The organism is Rhodococcus sp. IEGM 1351, assembly GCF_030056875.1.
Taxonomy (GTDB): Bacteria; Actinomycetota; Actinomycetes; order Mycobacteriales; family Mycobacteriaceae; genus Rhodococcus_F; species Rhodococcus_F opacus.
On record NZ_JASHKU010000010.1, the window covers coordinates 147,663 to 169,835 of the forward strand.

The 22,173-nt window shown below is 67.3% G+C and carries 20 protein-coding genes; 6 read left to right on the top strand and 14 right to left on the bottom strand.

Annotated features, from left to right (window positions below; all coding sequences use genetic code 11):
* Positions 1-140: 140 nt before the first annotated feature.
* From QM806_RS19390 to QM806_RS19405, 4 genes are read right to left on the bottom strand one after another with little or no spacing between them, the layout of a single operon-like run.
* On the bottom strand, positions 141-809 hold the full coding sequence (locus tag QM806_RS19390; RefSeq protein ID WP_005561667.1) for an SDR family oxidoreductase: 669 nt from the start codon (positions 807-809) through the stop codon (positions 141-143).
* Between the two features lie 55 nt (positions 810-864).
* On the bottom strand, positions 865-1,269 hold the full coding sequence (locus QM806_RS19395) for a TIGR03668 family PPOX class F420-dependent oxidoreductase (protein WP_054247953.1): 405 nt from the start codon (positions 1,267-1,269) through the stop codon (positions 865-867).
* Positions 1,269-1,850: a hypothetical protein gene (locus QM806_RS19400; protein WP_064080315.1), complete on the bottom strand. Its 582-nt coding sequence runs from the start codon at positions 1,848-1,850 to the stop codon at positions 1,269-1,271. Before QM806_RS19400 ends, QM806_RS19395 begins: the two co-directional genes overlap by 1 nt.
* A gap of 47 nt (positions 1,851-1,897) precedes the next feature.
* On the bottom strand, positions 1,898-2,518 hold the full coding sequence (locus tag QM806_RS19405; RefSeq protein WP_169693010.1) for a LysE/ArgO family amino acid transporter: 621 nt from the start codon (positions 2,516-2,518) through the stop codon (positions 1,898-1,900).
* Between the two features lie 72 nt (positions 2,519-2,590).
* Here QM806_RS19405 and QM806_RS19410 point away from each other — a divergent pair, with 72 nt between their 5' ends.
* The gene (locus tag QM806_RS19410) at positions 2,591-3,466 is read left to right on the top strand and encodes a LysR family transcriptional regulator ArgP (RefSeq protein WP_283292497.1); all 876 of its coding nucleotides are present in this window, start codon (positions 2,591-2,593) and stop codon (positions 3,464-3,466) included.
* A 45-nt stretch (positions 3,467-3,511) separates the two neighbouring features.
* Positions 3,512-4,510, top strand: a complete 999-nt coding sequence (locus tag QM806_RS19415) for a PHP domain-containing protein (RefSeq protein ID WP_005262376.1) — start codon at positions 3,512-3,514, stop codon at positions 4,508-4,510.
* 56 nt (positions 4,511-4,566) lie between these two features.
* Here QM806_RS19415 and QM806_RS19420 read toward each other — a convergent pair whose 3' ends face one another.
* Positions 4,567-5,376: an MBL fold metallo-hydrolase gene (locus QM806_RS19420; protein ID WP_242322410.1), complete on the bottom strand. Its 810-nt coding sequence runs from the start codon at positions 5,374-5,376 to the stop codon at positions 4,567-4,569.
* A gap of 41 nt (positions 5,377-5,417) precedes the next feature.
* Positions 5,418-6,185, bottom strand: a complete 768-nt coding sequence (locus QM806_RS19425) for a thiazole synthase (RefSeq protein ID WP_054247949.1) — start codon at positions 6,183-6,185, stop codon at positions 5,418-5,420.
* A 212-nt stretch (positions 6,186-6,397) separates the two neighbouring features.
* Between QM806_RS19425 and QM806_RS19430 the strand changes: the two genes are divergently transcribed.
* The gene (locus QM806_RS19430) at positions 6,398-6,613 is read left to right on the top strand and encodes a hypothetical protein (protein ID WP_005564647.1); all 216 of its coding nucleotides are present in this window, start codon (positions 6,398-6,400) and stop codon (positions 6,611-6,613) included.
* Between the two features lie 14 nt (positions 6,614-6,627).
* Here the strand turns inward: QM806_RS19430 and QM806_RS19435 are convergent, their stop codons facing one another.
* From QM806_RS19435 to QM806_RS19450, 4 genes are all read right to left on the bottom strand, one after another.
* Positions 6,628-8,796, bottom strand: coding sequence for a serine/threonine-protein kinase (locus QM806_RS19435; RefSeq protein WP_242323481.1), 2,169 nt, complete (start codon positions 8,794-8,796; stop codon positions 6,628-6,630).
* A gap of 39 nt (positions 8,797-8,835) precedes the next feature.
* Entirely contained in the window at positions 8,836-9,846 is a 1,011-nt protein-coding gene (locus tag QM806_RS19440) for a glutamate ABC transporter substrate-binding protein (RefSeq protein WP_043788757.1), read from the bottom strand.
* Complete coding sequence (locus QM806_RS19445; RefSeq protein WP_283292500.1) at positions 9,846-11,192, bottom strand: GlnX family signal transduction membrane protein; 1,347 nt, start codon at positions 11,190-11,192, stop codon at positions 9,846-9,848. The genes QM806_RS19440 and QM806_RS19445 overlap by 1 nt, the downstream gene beginning before the upstream one ends.
* Positions 11,193-11,333: 141 nt before the next feature.
* The gene (locus QM806_RS19450) at positions 11,334-12,737 is read right to left on the bottom strand and encodes an amino acid permease (RefSeq protein ID WP_005262364.1); all 1,404 of its coding nucleotides are present in this window, start codon (positions 12,735-12,737) and stop codon (positions 11,334-11,336) included.
* A gap of 648 nt (positions 12,738-13,385) precedes the next feature.
* Between QM806_RS19450 and QM806_RS19455 the strand changes: the two genes are divergently transcribed.
* Positions 13,386-14,933: an amino acid permease gene (locus QM806_RS19455; protein WP_210460332.1), complete on the top strand. Its 1,548-nt coding sequence runs from the start codon at positions 13,386-13,388 to the stop codon at positions 14,931-14,933.
* A complete protein-coding gene (pdxS, locus tag QM806_RS19460) occupies positions 14,930-15,820 on the top strand; it encodes a pyridoxal 5'-phosphate synthase lyase subunit PdxS (protein WP_005249195.1) in 891 nt (296 codons plus the stop codon). Before QM806_RS19455 ends, pdxS begins: the two co-directional genes overlap by 4 nt.
* A gap of 78 nt (positions 15,821-15,898) precedes the next feature.
* Here the strand turns inward: pdxS and QM806_RS19465 are convergent, their stop codons facing one another.
* Genes QM806_RS19465 through QM806_RS19480 form a run of 4 tightly spaced genes read right to left on the bottom strand, consistent with a single transcriptional unit; the run spans position 15,899 to position 20,154 of the window.
* Positions 15,899-16,582, bottom strand: a complete 684-nt coding sequence (locus tag QM806_RS19465) for a phosphonatase-like hydrolase (protein WP_120660085.1) — start codon at positions 16,580-16,582, stop codon at positions 15,899-15,901.
* A 42-nt stretch (positions 16,583-16,624) separates the two neighbouring features.
* Positions 16,625-18,331, bottom strand: coding sequence for a cobaltochelatase CobT-related protein (locus QM806_RS19470; RefSeq protein WP_283292504.1), 1,707 nt, complete (start codon positions 18,329-18,331; stop codon positions 16,625-16,627).
* A 10-nt stretch (positions 18,332-18,341) separates the two neighbouring features.
* Positions 18,342-19,310 (bottom strand): AAA family ATPase, encoded by a 969-nt coding sequence (locus tag QM806_RS19475; RefSeq protein WP_039951914.1) that lies wholly within the window; start codon positions 19,308-19,310, stop codon positions 18,342-18,344.
* Between the two features lie 10 nt (positions 19,311-19,320).
* Entirely contained in the window at positions 19,321-20,154 is an 834-nt protein-coding gene (locus tag QM806_RS19480; RefSeq protein ID WP_005265605.1) for an IclR family transcriptional regulator, read from the bottom strand.
* A gap of 199 nt (positions 20,155-20,353) precedes the next feature.
* On the opposite strand from QM806_RS19480, the gene xsc reads away from it, so the two are divergent.
* Positions 20,354-22,162, top strand: a complete 1,809-nt coding sequence (gene xsc / locus QM806_RS19485) for a sulfoacetaldehyde acetyltransferase (protein WP_007298660.1) — start codon at positions 20,354-20,356, stop codon at positions 22,160-22,162.
* The last annotated feature ends 11 nt before the right edge of the window (positions 22,163-22,173 follow it).

Here is a 22,173-nt window from a genome sequence, read left to right on the forward strand (position 1 = left end):
CCTGGGAGTCAGCTCGTTCATCCTGACTCACGTTTGCGGCCTCTGCTGATGAGAAGAACTGTAGGGCGACTAATTGTGAGCAGCTTAAAGCCTTTCTGTGAGATCAATCTGTGATCTATCTCACGCAGGTTTCTTCGCTGTCAGCGCACCCTCAACACGACTTCTGTGGGGTGCGCGTCACCCGGTGTCTCCACCGCGTTGCGCACGGCTTTTGCGACCGTCGACGGCTGCAGATACTTCTCCGGCCGGTATTCGTCGCCCTCGCCGGCCACGATGGCGCGCTGCATATCGGTGTCGATCCGCCCGGGGTGAATTGACGTGACGCGCAGTAACGGTTCCTCGAGCCGCAGTGCGTCACCGAACGCCCGCAGGGCGAATTTGCTCGCCGCATACGACGCCCAGCCGGCGTTCGCGCGGAGCCCGGCGCCCGAGTTGATCAGGACGACGTGCCCACCCGCGGCCCGGAGGGCGGGCAGCAGCAGCCGGGTCAGTTCGGCCACCGCGATGACGTTCGCCTCGAGCGTGTGCCGCCACTGTTCGACGGTCGACTCCCCCACGGTCGCGAGATCGGCGACGCCGGCGTTGTGGACGACCACGTCGAGCCGTTCGATCGGGGCGCACGCAGCCGCCAGCGCGTCGTAATCGGTCAGCTCGACCGGCCAGGGCGTGGCGCCCGGCAGTTCGTCGAGGATGCCGGTCAGCGACTCCGGCGACCGGGCGCCGAGCAGGAGGTCGTGGGTCGGTGCGAGTTCGCGGGCGATGGCGGCTCCGAGGCCACGGCTCGCGCCGGTGATCAGGGCTGTGGGCATGCTGTCGAGGCTAGCGCCCGTGAGTACTTATCAACCGCGGGCGGTTAATAAGTACTCACAGGGCGGACCAGTGGTGCCACGCCAGGTCGTGGATCGCGATCACCGGTCCGTCCGGGCGGCGGTCGACGTACTGTGGATACTTCGCGGCGAGGACGTCGATCGCGGCGCCGCCCTCCGGGGAGCCGGCGGTGAGGACTTCGGCCCGGCCGTCTACCCGCACCCACCACAGGTGGTCCCAGTTCTCGTCGTAGTGGTCCACGAGCAGGGTGACGGCGGGGTTGGCCGCGATGTTCGTCAGGCGCCGTAATGCCGTGCTGCGCTTCGGTTTGTGGTCGACGCAGGAATAGATCGTGTCGGAGTCGAGCGCGAAGACGAGCGGGACGAGGTGCGGCACCCCGTCCGCCCCGACCGTGGCGAGCCGTGCGATGCGGGCGGCCGCGAATCGCGCGACGGCGTCCATCACGGTTCCATCAGGTAGTCGCCGCTCACCGGTTCCGGGAGAGCGGGAATGCCCAACGGGCGCTTGAAGTAGGCCCACGGGAACCACAGCGTCCCGACCTTCTGCCAGCCGTCGGCCTCGAGTTTCTGACGGCTCGCCGGCGCCGACACGCGGGTGTGCTCCCACTGCTCCTCGGACTTGCGGACGGTGTGGAACAGGGTGCCGAACCCGACGGAGTGCCAGCCGTACGAGCCGGCGTGGTTGAGGATGCGCATCTCGTTGAACGCGGTGAGCGGGGTGAGCCGGCGGGTCCGGCCGTCCGGGTCGGTGTCGGGGGCGTCGCCGATCCGCTTGCCGAAGCGTTGTTGCGCCGCCTGCCGCGACATGCCGAGTGCGGCGCCGACCGTGTCCCAGCTGTGCCCGGCGGAGCGCGCGGCGGCGATCGCGGAGACCAGCAGTTCGTCGACCGACTCCCGTGCCTGCGAGGTGAGCCGGACGAGCGCCAGGTAGGCGGCGGGGTCGTGGTCCAGCCCCGGGTCGATCTCGGGGTCCGCCTTGGCGATCGCGTCCGACAGCAGTTGGGTGAGCGCGGCATCCGGCATGTGTCAAGTATTGGTTGACACGAGTCGCCTTGTCAACCAAATATTGACTAGGTGGTGACGAGGGTGATGCCGAGGGTGAGCATCAACGCGGCGATCCCGGCGTCGAGCACGCGCCACGCGCCGGGGCGGGCGAACACGCGGTGCAGGAACTGGGCACCGTACCCGAGCGCGAGGAACCAGACGACGCTCGAGGTGGCGGCACCGAGGCCGAACAGCCACCGGCCCGAATCGCCCTGGTTGTTGGCCACCGAGCCGAGCATCAGCACCGTGTCGAGGTACACGTGCGGGTTGAGCCACGTGAGTGCCAGGCAGGTGAGGATCGACGTCGCGAGGGTCGCCGATCCGATTTCCTGCGTGGCATCGAGCGTTCCGGGGCGCAGGGCGCGGCGAGCGGCGAGTACCGCGTAGCAGACGAGGAATGCCGCACCCGCCCACCGGATCACGGTGATGGCGGCCGGAGCGTGCGCGAGAACGGCGCCGATCCCGCTGATCCCGACGGCAATGAGCACGGCGTCCGATACGGCGCACAGCACGACCACCGGCAGGACGTGCCTGCGCGCGATCCCCTGTCGCAGGACGAACGCGTTCTGCGCGCCGATCGCGACGATCAGCGACAGGCCGGTACCGAAGCCGGCCGTCGCCGTGAGCAAGGCAGGGGTGAGAGCCATGAGAACCACGCTACGAAGCGCGAGGTCATCAATCCAGCTAATTATCCTTCATTGCCATTAGCATCGCTTCATATGGACCTGGACCTGGCTTCGCTCCGCACGTTCGCCGCCGTGATCGACGAGGGCACCTTCGACGCCGCGGCCCGGGTACTGCACATCACGCCGTCCGCCGTGAGCCAGCGGATCAAGGCACTCGAGCAGCAGGTGGGACGCGTCCTGGTGCAGCGGGCCAAGCCGGTCCGGGCCACCGAGTCCGGTCACGTCGTGCTCACGCTCGCCCGCCGGATGGCCCACCTCGAGCGCGAGGCCATGTCGTCCCTCAATCCCGACGAGGCGACGACGAGCACGCTGTCGCTGGTCGTCAACGCGGATTCGCTGTCCACGTGGATGATTCCGGCCCTGGCCCGCCTGGCGCCGGAGCATCGGGCACTGTTCGACCTGCATCGGGAAGACGAATTCCACTCGACCACCCTGCTGAAGGAGGGCACGGTGATGGCCGCGGTGACGTCCGTCCCGGAGGCGGTGCAGGGCTGCACCGTGGAGAAGCTGGGGTCGATGCGGTACCGGGCGCTCTGCAGCCGCGACTACGCCGAACGCTGGCTCCCCGACGGCCCGACACCGGATGCCCTCGCGGTGGCACCGATGCTCGACTTCGACCGCAAGGACGAACTGCAGGCCCGGTTCCTGCGCGGATTCACACGGCGCCGACTGCAGCCGCCGCGACATTTCGTTCCCGGGTCTTCGGCGTTCTCCGACGCCGTCCGCCACGGACTGGGCTGGGGACTGCTACCGGAATTACACACCGGCGACGACCACGGGCTCGTCGAACTCGACCCGTCCCGCCCGATCGACGTCCCGCTGTACTGGCAGCGGTGGAAACTGGATTCGCCGATCCTCGCGGCGCTCACCACCGCGGTCCGGGACGGGGCGCGCGAAGCGTTGCGGTGACGTCCGGGTGGGCGCAACACTGGAGACATGGACGCCGACAGCCCGATGGACCCGGTGCAGGCCTTGCGAGAGACAGCGTTCTGGCTCGAACGGTCGCGTGCGGAGACACACCGTGTGAAGGCGTACCGCCGCGCGGCCGACGTGGTGGCCGAACTGTCCGAGGAGCAGCGGGACGTCCGGCAGCGCACCGACAGCTGGAAGGACCTGCCGGGCATCGGACCCAAGACGGCGACCGTGATCCGGGAGGCGCTCGACGGCGTGCCCGTCTATCTCGCGGAATTACGGGAGAACGCGGAGCCGATCGGCGGCGGTGCGCTGCGGGAGGCGCTGAAAGGCGACCTGCACACGCATTCGGACTGGTCGGACGGCGGCAGCCCCATCGACGAGATGATGCGCAGCGCGGCCGCTCTGGGTCACGAATACTGTGCTCTGACAGACCATTCGCCACGTCTGACGGTCGCGAACGGGCTGTCGGCGGAGCGGTTGCGTTCTCAGCTGGAGGTGATCGCCGAACTGAACGAGGAACTGGCACCGTTCCGCATCCTCACCGGCATCGAGGTCGACATCCTCGACGACGGTTCACTCGACCAGGATCCGGACCTGCTCGACGAACTCGACATCGTCGTCGCCAGCGTGCACTCCAAGTTGCGGGCGGAGCGCGGGGCGATGACCCGCCGGATGGTCCGGGCGGTGGAGAATCCGCTGGTGGACGTGCTGGGGCACTGCACCGGCCGACTCGTCGAAGGTGGGCGCGGGACCCGGCCTGAGTCGACGTTCGACGCGGAGCAGGTGTTCACCGCCTGCCGCGACAACGGCACCGCCGTCGAGATCAACAGCCGTCCCGAACGCCGCGACCCGCCGAGCCGTCTCATCGATCTGGCCATCGACGTGGGGTGCCTGTTCTCGATCGACACCGACGCGCACGCCCCCGGGCAACTCGCCTGGCAGGGGTACGGATGCGAGCGGGCGATGCGGTGCGGTGTCGAGGCCGACCGCGTCGTGAACACGTGGTCCGCCGACGACCTGCTGGAATGGGCCAAGTAGCGCTCGTGAGTGGTTGACGAGTTCAGGGACTCGTCAACCGCGCACGGGCCGAAGGCCTAGCCCCGCTCTCCGGCCAGATCCTCGAACAGTGTCGGGTCGTGGGCGGAGAAGACGCGCACCCGCGGCGCCACCTGATTGTTCAGTTCCCGGAGCCGGCGATGATTGCCGCGGATCTTCGAACGGTCCACCGCGATCAGCTCTTCCATCACCCGCAGGGCGCGACCCTCGGTTCCCGGCGACACCTGTCCGGGGGCGGCGACGGTGCTGCGGTGGTAGAAGGCGTCGCCCGCGTGCAGCAGCCAGCCCTTCTCGCCGGTGTCGACGGCCACCGCCGCGTGACCGCGGGTGTGGCCGGGCATCGGGACGAGCACGATGCGGTCGCCGACACCGGCGATCGGGTAGGTGTCGGAGAACCCGAGCACGGATTCGCCCGGCCCCGAATAGGTGTGCAGCGTGGGTTCGGGGGTGAGCTGGGCGGGACGGTAGCGGACCTTCTCCCGGAACGACGAACGTCCCTCCGACGCCGTTCGTTCCGCGGCGGTGGTGTGCAGGGTGGCGTTCGGGAAGTCGGCGACGCCGCCGATGTGGTCGAAGTCGAGATGGGTCGCGACGATGTGGGTCACGTCCGCAGGATTCAGGCCCAGCTTCTCGAGCCGGCGGACCGCCGTCTCCGACTCCCGGAACCGGGCGCCTATCAGGTTCGCGTACCGGCCGACGCGTCCGGTGGGATCGGCCACGTCCGCCAGCCCGAAGCCGGAGTCGACCAGCACGATGCCCGCGTCGGTTTCACACGCCAGCACATGGCACACCAACCGCCCGATGAGCGCCGAGGAGAACGAGCCGCAATTGAGGTGGTGTACCCGCATGGGGGCTCACGCTAGCCGAGTCGGTGTTCGCGGGGCGCCGATTACACCGCGACCGGTGACGACGCCTGTGCCCAGAACCGTTTCGGTATTCGTCCGGCATTGCGGGCGCGGCGCCCGGCCGTGACTGCTCCGGCCATCGCCGCGGCCATCAGCGGAGGGTCCGCGGCTCTCGTCACCGCCGTGGCGAGCAGTACGGCGTCGCAGCCGAGTTCCATCGCCAGTGCTGCGTCGCTCGCGGTGCCGATCCCGGCGTCGAGAATGACCGGGACGTCGGTGCGCGCGACGATCATCTCGATGTTGCGGGGGTTCGAGATGCCGAGCCCGGTGCCGATCGGCGACCCGAGTGGCATCACGGCGGCGCACCCGGCATCGACCAGGCGCTGCGCGAGAACGGGGTCGTCGTTGGTGTACGGCAGCACGACGAAGCCGTCGTCCACGAGTTGTTCGGCCGCCGCGACGAGTTCGATCCCGTCGGGCAGGAGCGTGCGCTCGTCGGCGATCACTTCGAGCTTGACCCAGTTGGTACCCAGGGCCTCGCGGGCCAGGCGCGCGGTCAGCACGGCCTCCGTGGCGCCCCGGCAGCCGGCTGTGTTCGGCAACAACGCGATACCCAGTCGGTTCAGCAGTTCGAGCAGCCCGGTCCTCCCTGCGGCGTCCACTCGGCGCATCGCCACCGTCGTCAGTTCGGTGCCGGAGGCGACGAGTGCGTCTTCCAGCACCGAGAGGTTGGCCGCGCCGCCTGTGCCCATGACGAGGCGGGACGAGAAGTCCCGGCCCGCGATCGTGAGTGCGTCGGTGTCAATGCTCATGGGTACCTCTCCGGTCGAGATTTCAGCGAGCACTCGAACCCTACGATCGAATCGTCTCCGACGTCAGAACCACTTGTGCGCTACGTCATAGGTCCAGATTGGACCCCTGTCCCACCGTCTTTCTGGATCTTCTGGACCCGTACCAGATGCCCCAGAGTTGTCAGTGCGATGAGCCCCGTGGACAACGCCACGGCGTCACGATCGGAGTAGAGATGAACACCATGGTCGCGAGCAGGAACCGCACCGCGAGGTCGAGGGAGGAGGAGCGCCTGGCAACGGAACTGGAGGACGCTCGGCGCCGCATCATCGAACTCATGGGCCAGTTGGCCGAAACGGTCCGCAGCCGTGACGCTTTGAGCGACCGCATGCAGGTGATGGCATGGAACGCCCGGTGGGGGCGCGAGCACAACGGATTCGGGGTGCTGTGACCCGAGTTCGGGTGTCACAGCCACGTGGTCGGGCGGATCAGATTGGCGAGATCCACCAGCGTGTACCGGTGCCGGCGCTCGGGTGCCTTGCGGGCGAGGGCCCGGAGCGCCGACTCCGCCCCGGCGCGCAGACCGCGTTCGGTGAACGGCACGCTGAGGATCCTCGTCGTCTCGGGGATGCCGCCGGCGTGCAGCCAGTCCACGGCCACGCCGAGGACGAGCACCCGGGTCTGGAGTGCCCGACGCTCGTCGTGGGCAAGCAGTTCGACTCGCCGGGCGGCCTCCTGCAGATCCCGTTCACTCACCTCGGCGAGGGGCCGATCGTGGACGAGCATCAGCACACTCGTCAACCGGGCCTCGGCATAGTGCCGTGATGTCGGCGGCACCTCGTCGAGCGCCTCCACCGCGGCTGCCCGGTCGTCGCGGTGCTCGAGTTGCCGCGACAGTCCGAACGCCGCACTGACCGCGCCGTGATCCGTGCGCCACACTGTGCAGTAGTACTTTTCGGCGGTCCGGCGCCACCGCTCGATGTCCTCGCCGGAGCGGTATTCGCACCACATCTCGGCCGTCGCGGCGAGGGCGAGCTTCGGAGCCTCCTCGCCCGGTAGCGCGGTCAGGACGGAATCGAATCGGGTGAATGCCGCCTCGAAGTCGCCGCCCACCAGCGCACACAGTCCGGTGTGCCAGTCGACGCGCCACGTGTCCTCGCGTTGGTGGTCGAGGGATTCGAGAATGGTGGCGGCATCACGGGGCTGCCCGAGATCGAGGTGTGCGCGCACTTCGGCGAGCGGGATCTCGATGCTCGTGGACGCCACGCCGTCGTCCGCTGCCTCCTTCGCCCGGTGCAGTGAATCGAGGAGTTCCCTCGGCCGGCTGTGGACGACGGAGAGCAGCGGGGCCGCCGGATCGTCCGGGTCCACCAACGGAATCGGCAGCGCCCGAACGATACTCATCGCGCTGATCCGCTCGTCCCGGCGATGCCCGTCGACGTAGACGTCGGTGCGGCTGATCGTGAGGTCGGTCCCGAACGTCGTGCGCTGCGGGCTGAACCGGTGGGACAGCCCCGGATGCGGGTGGCCGGTCTGCTGGGCCCGCACCTCGCGCAGAACACCCTCGAGTTGCGTCGACATCTCCTCGGCCGACGCGAAGCGCCGGGCCGGATCGGGGTGGATGGCCCGGAGCAGCAGCCGGTGGTAGAACTCGTACTCCGCCAGCAGCGGCGCCTCCTCGGGTGTCGGCAGGCCGTCGACGTAACAGCCCCCGGCGGTCGGCATGTCGAGGGTCAGCACGGCCAGCGTGCGCCCGACGGTGTAGATGTCGGAGGCGACGGTGGGACCGGTGGTGGCGATCTCGGGAGCTTGGTAACCCTGTGTGCCGTAGATGTATCCGTGATCGCCGATCCTGGCGACCGCGCCCATGTCGATGAGCTTGAGCTGGTCGTAGTCGTCGCCGATCATGATGTTCTCGGGTTTGAGGTCGTTGTACACCAACCCGATCGAGTGCAGGTATCCGAGCGCGGGCGTGACCTCGAGGAGGTAACGGATGGCGTGCTCCACCGGCAGCATCGGCTTCGGGTCGTCGGGTCCGGCGTCCTCCTTCAGCTCGGTGAGCACGTCGCGCAGGGTTCTGCCCCGGACGTACTCCATCACGATGTAGCCGATGGGATTGCCGTCCATCCCGGGGTGTTCGACGAAGTTGTAGATCTTGACGATGCTCGGATGCGTCACCTCGGCGAGGAACCGGCGCTCGGCGAGTGCCACCTCCTGGGCCACGGGGTCGCCCGAGTGCAGCAGGCCCTTGAGGACCACCCAGCGGTCGCTGACGTTGTGGTCGAGCGCGAGGTAGATCCAGCCGACTCCCCCGTGGGCGAGGCACCCCAGGACCTCGTACTGACCCGCGACCAGTTCGCCCGCCTCGAGTTGCGGCGCGAACGAGAAGACGGTGCCGCAGTGGGTGCACACCCCCTCCGTGTCGCCCGGCCGCGCGGCGGTGGAACGTCCGACGGGGCGCTTGCATCGGTCGCAGTAGCGTTTGTGCTCCGCCAGAACGGGATTGGTCAGGAGCATCGACAGGTCGGAGGTGTGGACGGCGTCCGGCACCGTGCGTGACGAGGGGACGTCCTCATCCTCGTCGTCCGCGAACGGATCGAACCGCACACCCCGGGTGGATTCCGGCTCGTCCATCGGTGTTCGCCTGGTTTCGTCGCTCACGTCGGTGTCACCTCAGTCCCGGTACGTGGGGGCAGGGGGTCCGGCGGCGGGCCCGAGAACCGTCAGCCAGTTGTCGTAGAGCCTCGTCCAGGTTCCGTCCGCACGCATCCGATCCAGTGTGCCGTTCACGAAGCGCACCAGATCGTCGTTGCTCTTGTTGACCCCGATGCCGTACGGCTCCGACTCGAGCGGCGAGCCGACGATCTCCAGATTCGGATCCTGGGCGGCGAGCCCGGCGAGGATGGAGTCGTCGGTGCTCGCGGCGTCGGCCTGCCGCTGCTGGAGGACCACGAGGCAGTCGTCCCAGTCGGGTACCGCCACGATCGTGGCCTCGGGCTGCACTCGGCGAACCGTGTCCAGCGAGGTGGTGTCGCCGACGGAACAGACACGTTTCCCCGCCAGGTCCTCCGGACCGGAGATGCCGGAGCCCTTCGGCACCAGCAGACGCTGATAGGCCTGGAAGTACACGGTGGAGAAGGCGACCCGCTCGGACCGTTCACACGTGATCGACGTGCTCTTGACCACGAGATCCACGTCCTCGTTCTCGAGTGCCTCGAAACGGTCCCCGGACGTGAGCAGGCGGAATTCGACCCGGGAGGGGTCGCCGAACAGGTCTCGCGCGACCTCTCCCGCGACGTCGACGTCGAATCCCATCAGCATGCCGGTGGTCGGATCCCGGAAACTGAAGAGGTTGGTGTTCTGATCGATTCCGACGACCAGTCGGCCACGGGCGGTGATCTCGGCCAGCGAGCTTCCCGGCGCCCGGACGTCCGGTGTGACGGCGGGGCGGAGACTCGCGAGCGCGCCGCAGGAGTCGGGTGCGGGTGGCTCCTCGGGCACGTCGCCGGTCGGCAGAAGGATCTGCGACCCACTCGTCAGCGGCACGTCCGAGTAGTCGCCCTGGACAGTGGGAGTGAGGGGCTGCGGGGTTGCGCATCCGGCCGCGAGGACGGCGACCACGGCAGCGGAGAGTAGGAGGGCGCGCGGCCGCGTCCGCCGTCTCGGTCGACTCACCCGCGTCATCAGTGGTACTCGTTCAGTCTGGGCCAGATCCCCCCACCGACGGCGAACCCGCAGAGCACGCCGATCACCATGCTACCCACCGCGAGCAGCGACAACGAGCGATATGCGTCGGCCATCCCGTGGAGTTCCTCGCTGCGGAATCGGTCGATGCCGTCCTGCAACGACTCGTCGAGCGCCGCGAAGGTGGCGGGGGACGCCGAGTCCGCGGGGCCGATCGCGATGGCCTTCGCCCCCGGGTAGTCCCCCATGTCGAGCTTCTCCTGCAGCATGGTGTGTGCGCGCCGCCAGTCGGCGAGTGCGGTCACGGCGGCGTCGATCGGCGGTGTCGTCGCCGGACCGTGATCGCCGTCCTGCAGCCCTCCGAGGATGCCGGCGAGTTCGGCCGACCGCCGGGCGTAGTCGATCTCGGACTGTTCGTCGGAGCCGCGCTGCAGCAGCGCGAGGGTCTCGTCCGCCCGGGCCTGCTGGGCGAGGATCCGCGCCTGGGCGATGGTGCCGAGTGGTTGCGCCCCTTCGGTTCTGGCCCGGTCCGTGGCTGCGGTGGAGACCAGGGTGGCGGCGGCCAGCCAGATCAGGAGGGAGGCGGCGAGGAAGGACGCGAGGACGAGTCCGGGATTGACGCGGCGTTTGCTCTTGCGCGCCAGATACACCTGAGCGACGACGAGCGCGACGAGCAGGGCGACGGCGACGGCGAACGCGGCTCTCGGGAGCCGCCCGGTGAGGACCTGGGTGTCGGCGACGGACCTCGACTGTTCCGAGTAGAGACTCTCGGCTGCGGGCAGGATCGTGTCCTGCATCATCGTGGAGGCGTCGCTGAGATAGGCGACGCCGACCGGGTTGCCCGACCGATTGTTGGCGCGGGCGGTGGCGATCAGGCTGGTGTAGTCGGCGAGGTTCCGCGACACCTCGGACAGCAGCGCGAGGGCCGCGGCGTCTGTCGAGGCAACGCCGTTCGACGCGGTGACCAGCGCGTTCGACGCGTCCCCGATCGCCTGGTTGTACCGATTGCGGACGGCGATCGGCTCGACACCGCCCGAGATGAAGGACGTGGCGGCCGCGGCGTCGGCGATGGACAGGGAACTGTAGAGCCGTTCGGCCGCGTAGGTGAGGGGTTCGGTGTGCGTCCGCAGGGTCTCGATGCGCTGTTGCCGGGCACCGATCGCCGCCGACGTGATCGCCCCGGTCATGAGCGCGGCGGTCACGAGGGCGATCCCCAGCACGGACAGTCGTCCCGGGGTCGAGACGAGGAATTCCCGCCACGGCCGGCGCCGGGATTCGGGCTCGACGAGCAGGGACTCGTCCAGCGAGTGTTCTTCGGTGACGGCGTCGTCTCCGCGGTGGAACACGGTGTCCTCCTCCGCCGAGGTCTTCTGCAAGTGTGCCCCGATTGCCGGCGGGTCGTGCCGGAAAAGCCGATGTCGCATCGGACCCACAGAGAAGGACAGGGACCGCTGGTGCGGTCCCTGTCCTTCGGTACGGCGGGTGCGTCAGGGTTGCTCGTGGGTGACGACTCCGACGAGTTGCTCCGCGTCGGCACCGTCGGCAGGCGATTCCGCGGGCGGCGTGACGGTGTCGAGGCGTTCGGCGCTGGTGCGACTGCGCCGGCGGAACTCGTACCCGATCAGGATGAAGGCGAGAGTCACCACACTCAGCCAGAACTGCGAACGGGTGGTGGGGAGCACGGCCATGGCGGCGATCACGGCCCCCATCAGGGCGATGGTCGCGTAGCTGAGCCAGGGGAACAGCCACATCTTCAGGCTGAGGGCCTCGGGATCTCGAGCCTCCAGTTTCCTGCGGAGCGCGACCTGGGAGATCGCGATCATGAGGTAGACGAAGAGCGCCACGGCGCCGTACGAGTTGACCAGGAACGAGAACACGAGGTCCGGGGAGACGAACGCCGCGATCACCGACGCGTAGCCGATCACCGTTCCGGCGAGGATCGCGCGCCTCGGCACGCCACCGCCGGACAGGCGGGTGAACATGTGCGGGGCGTCGCCGTTGCGGGTGAGTGCGAAGAGCATCCGCGAGGAGGTGTACAGCGCCGAGTTCAGGCAGGACAGCACCGCGGTGAGGATGACGACGTTCATGATCGTGGCGACACCGGGAATGTGCAGGGCGGAGAGCGCTGCCGCGTAGGGGCTGACTCCGACGGCTTCCGTGCTCCACGGCACCACCGCGACGACCACGAAGATGGAACCGACGTAGAAGGTGATGATCCGGACCACGATGGAGCGCATCGCCCGGGCGACCGCCTTCTTGGGTTCTGCGGACTCGGCGGCCGCGATGGTCACGATCTCGGCACCGGTGAAAAAGGCCACGCAGGGGACGACCGCGGCGAGCACCGCGCCCCAGCCGAGCGGAGCGAATCCGCCGTGGCTGACGAGGTTCGCCACGCCGGGGGTCGAATCCGGCCACAGTCCGGTGATCCACAGTGCGCCCAACCCGAGGAAGAGGACGATCGCGATCACCTTGATCGACGAGAACCAGTACTCGAATTCTCCGAACGAACGCGCTGATACGAGATTGGTGCAGGTCAGGATCACGAGAAGGCCGAGGCTGAGAATCCACAGGGGCGCGGACGGGAGGTAGAGCTGGAGTATTCGGCCGCCGGCGATGGCTTCGACCGCGACGACGATGACGAAGAAGTACCAGTACATCCAGCCGACCGAGAAGCCGGCGCGATTGCCGAGCGCTTCCCTGGCGTACACGTAGAACGATCCGACCACCGGCCGGGCCACCGCCATCTCCGCCAGCATCCGCATGATCAGGAGTGTGATGACCCCCGCGATGAGAAACGACACGATCGCCGCCGGGCCTGCGCTCTCGATGACGACGCCGCTGCCGACGAACAATCCGGCACCGATCACGCCGCCCAGGGCGATGAGGTTCATGTGCCGTTTCTTCAGGCCCTTTCCGAGGCCGGAGTCCTGGGATTGGACCGGGGGTGGTGTTGAAGTCACGTTTTCCTCCACTGTGCGCTGACCGGAATCGTCAGGTCGCCATCGCGATCCGGGGTCGGATCGTCGGCGGTTGGAACGGAGAACAGTGCCGGCGGAGATACGGGAGACGATCCACCGCGAACTGAACTGTTGATGTGATGCACAACACTGTATGGAGGGTCCGGTGGGCAGCACAGGGCCAGTTTCACGGCACGTCTGAGGACCAGTTCGTTGCCACTGGTCACAGGGTAGGGGTGTTCGCACGGCCTCGAGGGTGCGTACCGGCGCCGGGGGATCCAGATGTGCCGGGAAACCGTGCGGCCAGGCCATGCGAACGCGCTCCTTCTGGTGATGATCGCTGTCCTCCCAGTTCAGAGGCTTTCCCGGTCGTCGGTTCCGCGGTCGAACTGGTCCCATCGCTTGCGCGGCAACTGGCTCTGGGCGAGATCTGGCACCAGTCGTAGTGTGAGGTGAACACCGAAATAAGTGATGTGGATCACACGTACGATTGGGTCGCTGAACCGGTGGGTGCCCGCATCGACGTACGACCGACGAGGTCGGGTCAGGTGAGGGCCACGGCAGCGCCTTCTGGAGGAAAATGTGGACAGTACCGTTTCCGGACACACCGACAGTTCAGGTCTCGGCAAGGGCCTGAAGCGCAGGCACATGAACCTCATCGCCCTGGGCGGGGTGATCGGCGCCGGTCTCTTCGTGGGCAGCGGTGTCGTCATCGGCGGTGCCGGTCCCGGCGCCATCATCTCCTTCCTCATCGCAGGCATCATCACGTTGCTGATCATGCGGATGCTGGCGGAGATGGCGGTGGCCCGGCCGGTGGTCGGATCGTTCTACGTCTACGCTCGCCAGGCCCTGGGGCGTCGCGCCGGGTTCGCGACGGGGTGGATGTACTGGTACTTCTTCGTCATCGTGGTCGCGGTCGAGGCCATCGCCGGCGGCCGGATCCTGCAGCTCTGGCTGCCGATGATTCCGCTGTGGCTCCTGAGCCTGGGGCTGATGCTCCTGCTGACGGCCACCAACATGGTGTCCGCCCGCTCCTACGGCGAGTTCGAATACTGGTTCTCGTCGATCAAGGTGGTGGCGATCGTTCTGTTTCTCGGGATGGGCGCCCTCTGGATCACCGGACTGTGGCCCGATTCGACGCCCGGGCTCGGCAACCTCGTGAACCACGGCGGCTTCACCCCGCTCGGCTGGGGTGCGGTGCTCGCAGCGGTCGTCCCCTGCGTCGCCTTCTACACGGGAGCCGAGATCGTGACGATCGCCGCTGCCGAGTCGGAGGAGCCGAAGCGTGCTGTCGCCCATGCCATGCGGTCGATCGTGGTGCGGATCGTGACGTTCTACGTCGGTTCGATTCTCGTGGTCGTCACGATCCAGCCGTGGAATACCGAGAGTGTCGGTGTGAGCCCGTACGCCGCGGTGCTCGAGGTCCTGGGAATTCCCGGTGTCGCGACGATCATGAACTTCATCGTCCTCACCGCGGTCCTCTCCTGCCTGAACTCGGCGCTGTACACCACGTCCCGCATGCTGTTCGCGCTCACCCGCAACGGCGACGCCCCGAAGTTCTTCACGACGCTGTCCCGCAACGGCGTGCCGCGTCGTGCGATACTGCTCGGCACCACCGTCGGATACGTGTCCGTCGCCTGCACCTACGTGTGGGGCGACGTCGTCTTCGGCTTCCTCGTCAACTCGTACGGCGCCGTCGCGCTCTTCGTGTACCTCCTGATCGCCATCTCCCAGGTGGTGCTCCGACGTCGACTCGAGCGCGAAGACCCTGAGGCACTGCAACTCCGGATGTGGCTGTTCCCGTGGCTGAGCTACGCCACCATCGCCCTGATGGCCACCGTCATCCTCGCGATGGCGTTCCTCCCGTCCACCCGCTCCCAGTTCCTCATGAGCGGTCTGACGTTGATCGTCATCCTGATCAGCTACCAGGTACGGAAGTTGCTCGGCAAGGGCGGTCACGACGACGAATCACTGTCCGGTGCTCCCCCGATCGGTTCCGCGGACGAGTCGGTCGCGGAGGCCGAGAAGCGCATCGAGTCCGTGGAGACGCTCGGCGGCTCGGACATCGAACTGCTGGCGGCTGCACAACAGAAGCCGCACACCCATCGCCACCAGAGGAGACAGTCGTGAACAGTTCCGCCGTCGGTACGGCGCGCGTCAAGCGTGGCATGGCCGAGATGTTGAAGGGCGGGGTCATCATGGACGTCGTCACCCCCGATCAGGCGAAGATCGCCGAGGACGCCGGTGCGGTGGCGGTCATGGCGCTCGAGCGGGTGCCGGCGGACATCCGGGCGCAGGGTGGGGTGTCCCGGATGAGTGATCCGGACATGATCGACGGCATCATCTCCGCGGTGTCGATCCCGGTGATGGCCAAGGCCCGGATCGGGCACTTCGTGGAGGCTCAGATCCTGCAGTCCCTCGGTGTCGACTATGTCGACGAGTCCGAGGTGTTGACCCCGGCCGACTACGCCAACCACATCGACAAGTGGCAGTTCACCGTCCCGTTCGTGTGTGGTGCCACCAATCTGGGTGAGGCGCTGCGGCGGATCACCGAGGGTGCGGCGATGATCCGGTCCAAGGGTGAGGCCGGTACCGGTGACGTGTCGAACGCGACCACGCACATGCGGACGATCGGTGGGGAGATCCGCCGGTTGACCTCGTTGAGCGAGGACGAGCTGTATGTGGCGGCGAAGGAGCTGCAGGCACCGTACGACCTGGTCGTCGAGGTGGCCAAGGCCGGGAAGTTGCCGGTGACGATGTTCACCGCCGGTGGCATCGCCACCCCGGCGGATGCGGCGATGATGATGCAGCTCGGTGCGGAGGGTGTGTTCGTCGGGTCGGGCATCTTCAAGTCCGGTAATCCGGCGGAGCGGGCCGCGGCGATCGTGAAGGCGACCACGTTCTTCGACGACCCGGACGTGCTGGCGAAGGTCTCCCGCGGGCTGGGTGAGGCGATGGTCGGCATCAACGTCGACGACATCCCGGTCCCGCACCGGCTCGCCGAACGCGGCTGGTGACGTAGGTAATCCCGCTCTTCCGAAACCACTGTGGGCCGGTTCTGCGGTCGTGCAGCAGAACCGGCCCACAGTCGTCGTTCAGCCCAGCAGTTCGGGAAGCTTCGCCGCGCTCTCCAGGATGTGCGTGTGGGGCTCCGGACGCAGCGCCGCCGCGTCGTGGGCGCCGGTCAGAACACCCACCACGTAGCGCGCCCCGGCGTTCGTCCCGGCCCGGAGATCGTTCGGGGTGTCGCCACCCACCAGCACCTCGTCGACGCTCTGCACTCCGGCGAGTTCCATGGCGCGGAAGATGAGATAGGGCGACGGCCTGCTCATCCGCACCTGGTCGCTCGTGATCACACCGTCGATGTCCCGTCCGATCTCCCACCCGACCTGCTCGAGTAGCGGTTCCGCGATCTGGCGTGAATAGCCGCTCTGGAGAACGATCTTGATGCCGCGCTGGCGCAACGCACCGAAGGCGTCGTGAACCCCGGGCAGTGCGGTGGGCGGCGTCTTGCGGTACGCAGCCAGAAGCATTGCGGTGAAATCGGATTCGACGGCGTCCAAAACATTCTTCTCGACCGGCACGCCGCTCTCCCGCAGCAGTCCCTCGATGGCCTGCCGCTTGCCCGTGCCCTTCCACCGGTCGAACCGATCGTCCGGAATCGGTTCGCCGAGGTGCTTCTCGACGGTGTCGCGTAACGCGATGTACACGGCGCCGCCTTCGTCGACGCTCGTTCCGGCAATGTCCAAGGTGACCAGGGAAACCCCGTGTTCGGTCATGGATGTGACTCCTCACTGTTGAGCCACTGGCAGGTGATGCTGTCAGTGGGCGATCATCGACAGCACGTCGGCAATGACGTCGCTGTTGGTACCGCACGACAGATCGAGCGTCCGGCAGCGGTCGTAGTACGGGCTCAGATCCAGCCCGACTCCCAGTCCGTACACCTCGACGGCCCGCTCGTCCTCGTGTCGCTCGACCACGTCCTCCAGGTGGTGGTCCAGGTAGAACTCGTCGTTGGCCAGCGCGGTGGCGCCGTCCAGGGGGCTTCCGTCCGAGATCACGAACAGGAGCCTCCGGCCCTGGGTGCCGCGCATCCGGGAGCACGCCCAGTCGACGGCCTCACCGTCGACGCCCTCTTTGAACAGGTCGTTCTTCAGCAGTCCCGCGATCGCGGGACGGGCTCGGCGCCAGGAAGTCTCGGCGTCCTTGAACACCAGCTGCCGGACCTCGTTGAGGCGTCCCGGGTTGCGCGGACGGCCGGACCGGAGCCAGTCTCGGCGGGCCCGACCCCCGTTCCATGCGGCGGTCGTGAAACCCAGAATCTCGCAGCGGGCGTCGGCCAGTTCGAGTGCCCGGGCGAACACGTCGACCAGGATCGCAACCGGTTCGCCGAACTCCTTCATCGAACCGGAGCAGTCGATGAGGAAGGTCACGGTCGTGTCGGTCTGCGGCTCGGTGCGTTCGGCCCGGAAGAGTCTGCGATCGGTGGGCGAGGTGACGAGCTGGGCGAGCCGGCGACCGTCGAGGTATCCCTCTTCCCGGCCGCCTTCCCATCCGTCGGTGACCGGTTTCGAGAGCAGGGCCTTCAGTTGCCGTCCGAGCTTCCGGACGTTGAGGTGCTGCAGGTCGATGCCGAGGTCGAGCCGCCGGCGGTACTCCTGCAGCAGTTCGGGCCGGACGAGGGACGCGATCTGTCGTGTCTCGTCGTAGGCGCGGGTGAACACGCGGTACCCGTCTCCGTCCTCCCCCAGCGCGCGACTGCGCCCCGACTCCGCGGTCCGGAAGGCCTCGTCGTCGTCGGGTTCGAAGTCGAACAGGAGGGAGAACGCCGCCCGGCCGGCGCTCCGGTCGTCGGCCGAGACGTCCGTGTCGACCGGTGACTCCAGGTGACGGCCGATCAGCTCGGCGACTGCCTGTGCGTGGACCCCGAAGTCGTTTTGCGAGAGACGGGTTCGACGCAGCCACGGGAGGTGGCCGCCGAGAACGGAGGCGAGAGCGAATCGGGTCGATTCGATCAGGTCCTCGGTGGCCTCGGGTATCGGCTCGGCGGTGATCCGGGCCCGGCACATCTGCGTCACCGTGAACAGCAGCATCCCGTGCACGGTCTCGGTCAGCCCGGACGCCGCGTAGTCCTGTGACCACTGCGTGAAGCGGTGGGAGAGGTTGGCGCGCACGCCACCCCACGCGTCGGCGGCCAGCGATTCGACGCGGAACTGTTCCAGGATCTCGAAGATCAGGCGATCCGCGGTGCCGTCCGGGCACAGGCTGCGATGCAGGACGGGGTCGGTGTGGAGGAGACGCGACGCCATGCCGTCCGCCGCGCCGCGGAAGGACGCGAAGTCGGCGCCGTCGAAGGACGGGTGCAGATGCGGGGCGGGCATCGGCACGCGCCGATGTCCGCGGTGGAGTTCCGGTCCGCGAAAGTGCAACTCACTCTGCCCCGCGAGGGCACGGATCGTGCCGGCACAGAGTTCGTGCACCTCCTGCTGACGGCGGACCGACGCGGGGCGCTCGGGCAGTTCTGTCATGACTGCCCGCTCAGGCCGTGCTCGTCGCGAGCATCGCCGACCGCTCCAGTTCCGAATCGAAGCATCGCTGGAAGTACTCGGCGACGACGGGCCGCTCGGCCTCGTCGCACTTGTTGACGAACGACAACCGGAATGCCAGTGCCGGGTCGTGGAAGATCTCGATGTTCTCGGCCCAGGTGATCACCGTGCGCGGCGACATCAGCGTCGACAGGTCGCCGACTCGAAAACCGCTCCGGGTCAGGTTGGCCACGGCCACCATCGACCCGATCAGGTCCCGGCTCAGTGACGGCACCCGCGCGGACACGATCTCGATTTCCTGTTCCGCGGGGAGGTGATCGAGCGTCGCGACGATGTTCCAGCGATCGATCTGCGCGTGATTGAGCCGCTGCACGCCGTGATACAACCCGTTGAGATTGCCCAGGCCGACGGTGTTGGCCGTGGCGAACAACCGGAAGGCCGGATGCGGAGTCAGGACCCTGTTCTGGTCGAGCAGGGTGAGTTTCCCGTCGCGTTCGAGGAGACGCTGGATGACGAACATGACATCGGGGCGGCCGGCGTCGTATTCGTCGAGGATGAGGGCAACGGGTCGCTGCAGTGCCCAGGGCAGGATGCCCTCCTGGAATTCGGTGACCTGCTTACCGTCTCGCAGGACCACCGCGTCCCGGCCTATCAGGTCCAGCCGGCTGAGATGCCCGTCGAGGTTGACCCGCACACACGGCCAGTTGAGCCGCGCCGCGACCTGCTCGATGTGCGTGGACTTGCCGGTGCCGTGCAGACCCTGCACCATCACCCGGCGGTTGCGGCCGAACCCGGCGAGCAGGGCCGTCGTCACCGCGTGATCGAACCGGTACGCGGGGTCGATGTCGGGGACGTGGTCGACGGGTTCGCGGAAGGCGCGCACCGTCAGGTCGGTGTCGATTCCGAACAGCTCGCGTGCGGACAGCACGTGGCTGGGTGCCGCAGTGGTCATTTCGGGCATGCGCCCTCCTTCAGTTCAGGTCTGGCGAACCGTCGTCCGTGACCTCGTTCTCGATCTCACCGATGGCGTCGGCCGCCCGCCGCAACGCGGGCAGAAGCTTGAGCGCCTTGTCGGGGGTGAGTCGCATGACCGGGGCCTGGACTGCGATGCAGAGGTTGGAATTGCCTGTGGCACAGGGGACGAGTACCGCAGCGCACACGAGGCCGGGAAGGAACTCTTCGTCGTCGATGGCGTAACCGTCACGGCGGACCTGCTTGAGTTCGGTCTCGATCAGCTCGACGTCGGTGACCGTCTTGGTGGTGTACCTCTCGAGCGGCATTCGCGCGAGAAGTCGCCGTCGCTGGGCAGGGCTGAGCTGCGACAGGATCATCTTGCCGCTGGCCGAGCAGTGTGCGGGCACCCGCGATCCCGCATGTAGTGTAAAGCGAAGGGGCTCGGAGGTTTCCACGCGGTCGAGATACACCACTTCGCTACCCGACAGGGTGGTCACGTTGCAGCTCTCGCCGAGTTCCGCGACGAGGTTCCGGAGGATGGCGTGTCGTGCGCCGTGGTGGGTGTCGTTGAGCAGCAGATTTTCGGCGAAGCGTCGCAGGCGCACGCCGGTGCCGTAATGCCTGCCGTTGTTCTGCCGGGTGAGGAGTCCGGCGCCCTCGAGTTGCTGGAGCATGCGGTGCAGGGTCGGCTTGGCCATGCCCGTCTCCTCGACGAGCCCCTGCAACGTGAACAGCTGGTCCTTGGAGGCGATCATCTCGAGCAGTGCGAACAGGCGGAGCGTCGGTGTGTCTCCGGGTAGCTCCGTAGTCGGGTGTCCGTTCGACTCGTCGATCCGGTGAATCTCACCCACGGTTCCTCCTTGGCCGAAACGGCGACGCATTCGCATCGTGTATCGAAAAATCATACATCTCGTTCCAGTTTTAGGAACATTCATTGACGAAGTGTGTGACGTGGCCTACTGTCGTTCCAGATCACAAAATCACGAACGAAACGTTCCGATTTTTGACATTCTCTGCCGGTTCCGGCGCGCCCCTGAAGGAGGATCACACATGAGCAAGAAGAAGAACGGTGCCGATCGCACCGCTGTCTCCGGTGTACAGAAGATGACACCGTCGGAGGCGTTCGTCGAGACGATGGTCGCCAACGGCGTCACCGACATGTTCGGCATCATGGGATCCGCCTTCATGGATGCGATGGACATCTTCGCTCCCGCCGGGATTCGGCTCGTCCCGGTCGTGCACGAGCAGGGCGCGGGACACATGGCCGACGGGTATGCCCGGGTCAGTGGGCGGCACGGCATGGTGATCGGGCAGAACGGTCCGGGTATCAGCAACTGCGTCACCGCGATTGCCGCCGCGTTCTGGGCGCACAGCCCCGTCGTCATCGTCACTCCCGAGGCCGGCACCATGGGAACGGGCCTGGGCGGCTTCCAGGAAGCCAACCAGCTGCCGATGTTCCAGGAGTTCACGAAGTACCAGGGGCACGTCAACAACCCGAAGCGCATGGCCGAGTTCACCGGCCGCTGTTTCGACCGCGCGATGTCCGAGATGGGCCCGACGCAGCTCAACATTCCGCGCGACTACTTCTACGGTGAGATCGAGACGGAGATCCCGCAGCCCACCCGCCTCGACCGCGGTCCCGGTGGCGAGACGAGCCTGAACGAGGCGGCGGAACTGCTGGCGCAGGCCGAGTTCCCGGTCATCGTGTCCGGCGGCGGCGTGGTGATGGCCGACGGTGTCGAGGAGTGCAAGGCACTCGCCGAGCGTCTCGGCGCCCCCGTCGTCAACAGCTACCTGCACAACGACTCGTTCCCCGCCAGCCACCCGCTGTGGACCGGACCGCTCGGCTACCAGGGATCCAAGGCCGCGATGAAGCTGATCAGCCAGGCGGACGTGGTGCTCGCCCTCGGTACTCGCCTCGGCCCCTTCGGAACGCTCCCGCAGCACGGCATGGATTACTGGCCGAAGAATGCCAAGATCATCCAGATCGACGCCGACCACAAGATGCTCGGTCTGGTCAAGAAGATCTCCGTCGGAATCTGCGGCGACGCGAAGGCCGCTGCCGTCGCGCTCACCGAGCGGCTCGAGGGCAAGGCCCTCGTCTGCGACGCCAACCGCGCGGCACGCGGCGAGAAGATCGACGCCGAGAAGGCCGCGTGGGAGAAGGAACTCGACGAATGGACGCATGAGCGCGATCCGTTCAGCCTCGACATGATCGCCGAACAGGAAGGCGAGGAGGGCAACTGGCTGCACCCGCGTCAGGTGCTGCGCGAGCTGGAGAAGGCGATGCCGGAAGACGTGATGGTGTCCACGGACATCGGCAACATCAACTCCGTCGCCAACAGCTACCTGCGGTTCGAGAAGCCGCGCAGCTTCCTCGCCCCGATGAGCTTCGGCAACTGCGGTTACGCGCTGCCGACCGTCATCGGCGCGAAGGCGGCGGCACCGGAACGGCCCGCCATCGCCTACGCAGGTGACGGCGCCTGGGGCATGAGCCTGGGCGAGATCATGACGGCTGTCCGGCACGACATCCCGGTCACCGCCGTCGTCTTCCACAACCGGCAGTGGGGTGCGGAGAAGAAGAATCAGGTCGACTTCTACAACCGCCGCTTCGTCGCCGGTGAGCTCGAGAGCGAGTCCTTCGCCGGGATCGCGCAGGCGATGGGCGCCGAGGGCATCGTCGTGGACAAGCTCGAGGAGGTCGGTCCCGCACTGCAGCGCGCGGTCGCCGCACAGATGAACGAGGGCAAGACGACGGTCATCGAGATCATGTGCACCCGCGAACTCGGCGACCCCTTCCGCCGCGACGCGCTGTCGAAGCCGGTTCGCCTGCTCGACAAGTACAAGGACTACGTGTAGTCCGCTCCCTG

What these genes read in the sequence shown, in the direction of transcription:
- QM806_RS19395 (WP_054247953.1), bottom strand. Translation starts at nt 1,269, where the DNA reads ATGGACGCCGTCGCGCGATTCGCGGCCGCCCGCATCGCACGGCTCGCC.
- QM806_RS19475 (WP_039951914.1), bottom strand. Translation starts at nt 19,310, where the DNA reads ATGCCCGAAATGACCACTGCGGCACCCAGCCACGTGCTGTCCGCACGC.
- QM806_RS19410 (WP_283292497.1), top strand. Translation starts at nt 2,591, where the DNA reads ATGGACCTGGACCTGGCTTCGCTCCGCACGTTCGCCGCCGTGATCGAC.
- QM806_RS19440 (WP_043788757.1), bottom strand. Translation starts at nt 9,846, where the DNA reads ATGACGCGGGTGAGTCGACCGAGACGGCGGACGCGGCCGCGCGCCCTC.
- QM806_RS19425 (WP_054247949.1), bottom strand. Translation starts at nt 6,185, where the DNA reads ATGAGCATTGACACCGACGCACTCACGATCGCGGGCCGGGACTTCTCG.
- QM806_RS19430 (WP_005564647.1), top strand. Translation starts at nt 6,398, where the DNA reads ATGAACACCATGGTCGCGAGCAGGAACCGCACCGCGAGGTCGAGGGAG.
- QM806_RS19470 (WP_283292504.1), bottom strand. Translation starts at nt 18,331, where the DNA reads ATGACAGAACTGCCCGAGCGCCCCGCGTCGGTCCGCCGTCAGCAGGAG.
- QM806_RS19450 (WP_005262364.1), bottom strand. Translation starts at nt 12,737, where the DNA reads ATGAACCTCATCGCCCTGGGCGGCGTGATCGGTGCCGGATTGTTCGTC.
- QM806_RS19400 (WP_064080315.1), bottom strand. Translation starts at nt 1,850, where the DNA reads ATGCCGGATGCCGCGCTCACCCAACTGCTGTCGGACGCGATCGCCAAG.
- QM806_RS19435 (WP_242323481.1), bottom strand. Translation starts at nt 8,796, where the DNA reads ATGGACGAGCCGGAATCCACCCGGGGTGTGCGGTTCGATCCGTTCGCG.
- QM806_RS19390 (WP_005561667.1), bottom strand. Translation starts at nt 809, where the DNA reads ATGCCCACAGCCCTGATCACCGGCGCGAGCCGTGGCCTCGGAGCCGCC.
- QM806_RS19405 (WP_169693010.1), bottom strand. Translation starts at nt 2,518, where the DNA reads ATGGCTCTCACCCCTGCCTTGCTCACGGCGACGGCCGGCTTCGGTACC.
- xsc (WP_007298660.1), top strand. Translation starts at nt 20,354, where the DNA reads ATGAGCAAGAAGAAGAACGGTGCCGATCGCACCGCTGTCTCCGGTGTA.
- QM806_RS19415 (WP_005262376.1), top strand. Translation starts at nt 3,512, where the DNA reads ATGGACCCGGTGCAGGCCTTGCGAGAGACAGCGTTCTGGCTCGAACGG.
- QM806_RS19465 (WP_120660085.1), bottom strand. Translation starts at nt 16,582, where the DNA reads ATGACCGAACACGGGGTTTCCCTGGTCACCTTGGACATTGCCGGAACG.
- QM806_RS19420 (WP_242322410.1), bottom strand. Translation starts at nt 5,376, where the DNA reads ATGCGGGTACACCACCTCAATTGCGGCTCGTTCTCCTCGGCGCTCATC.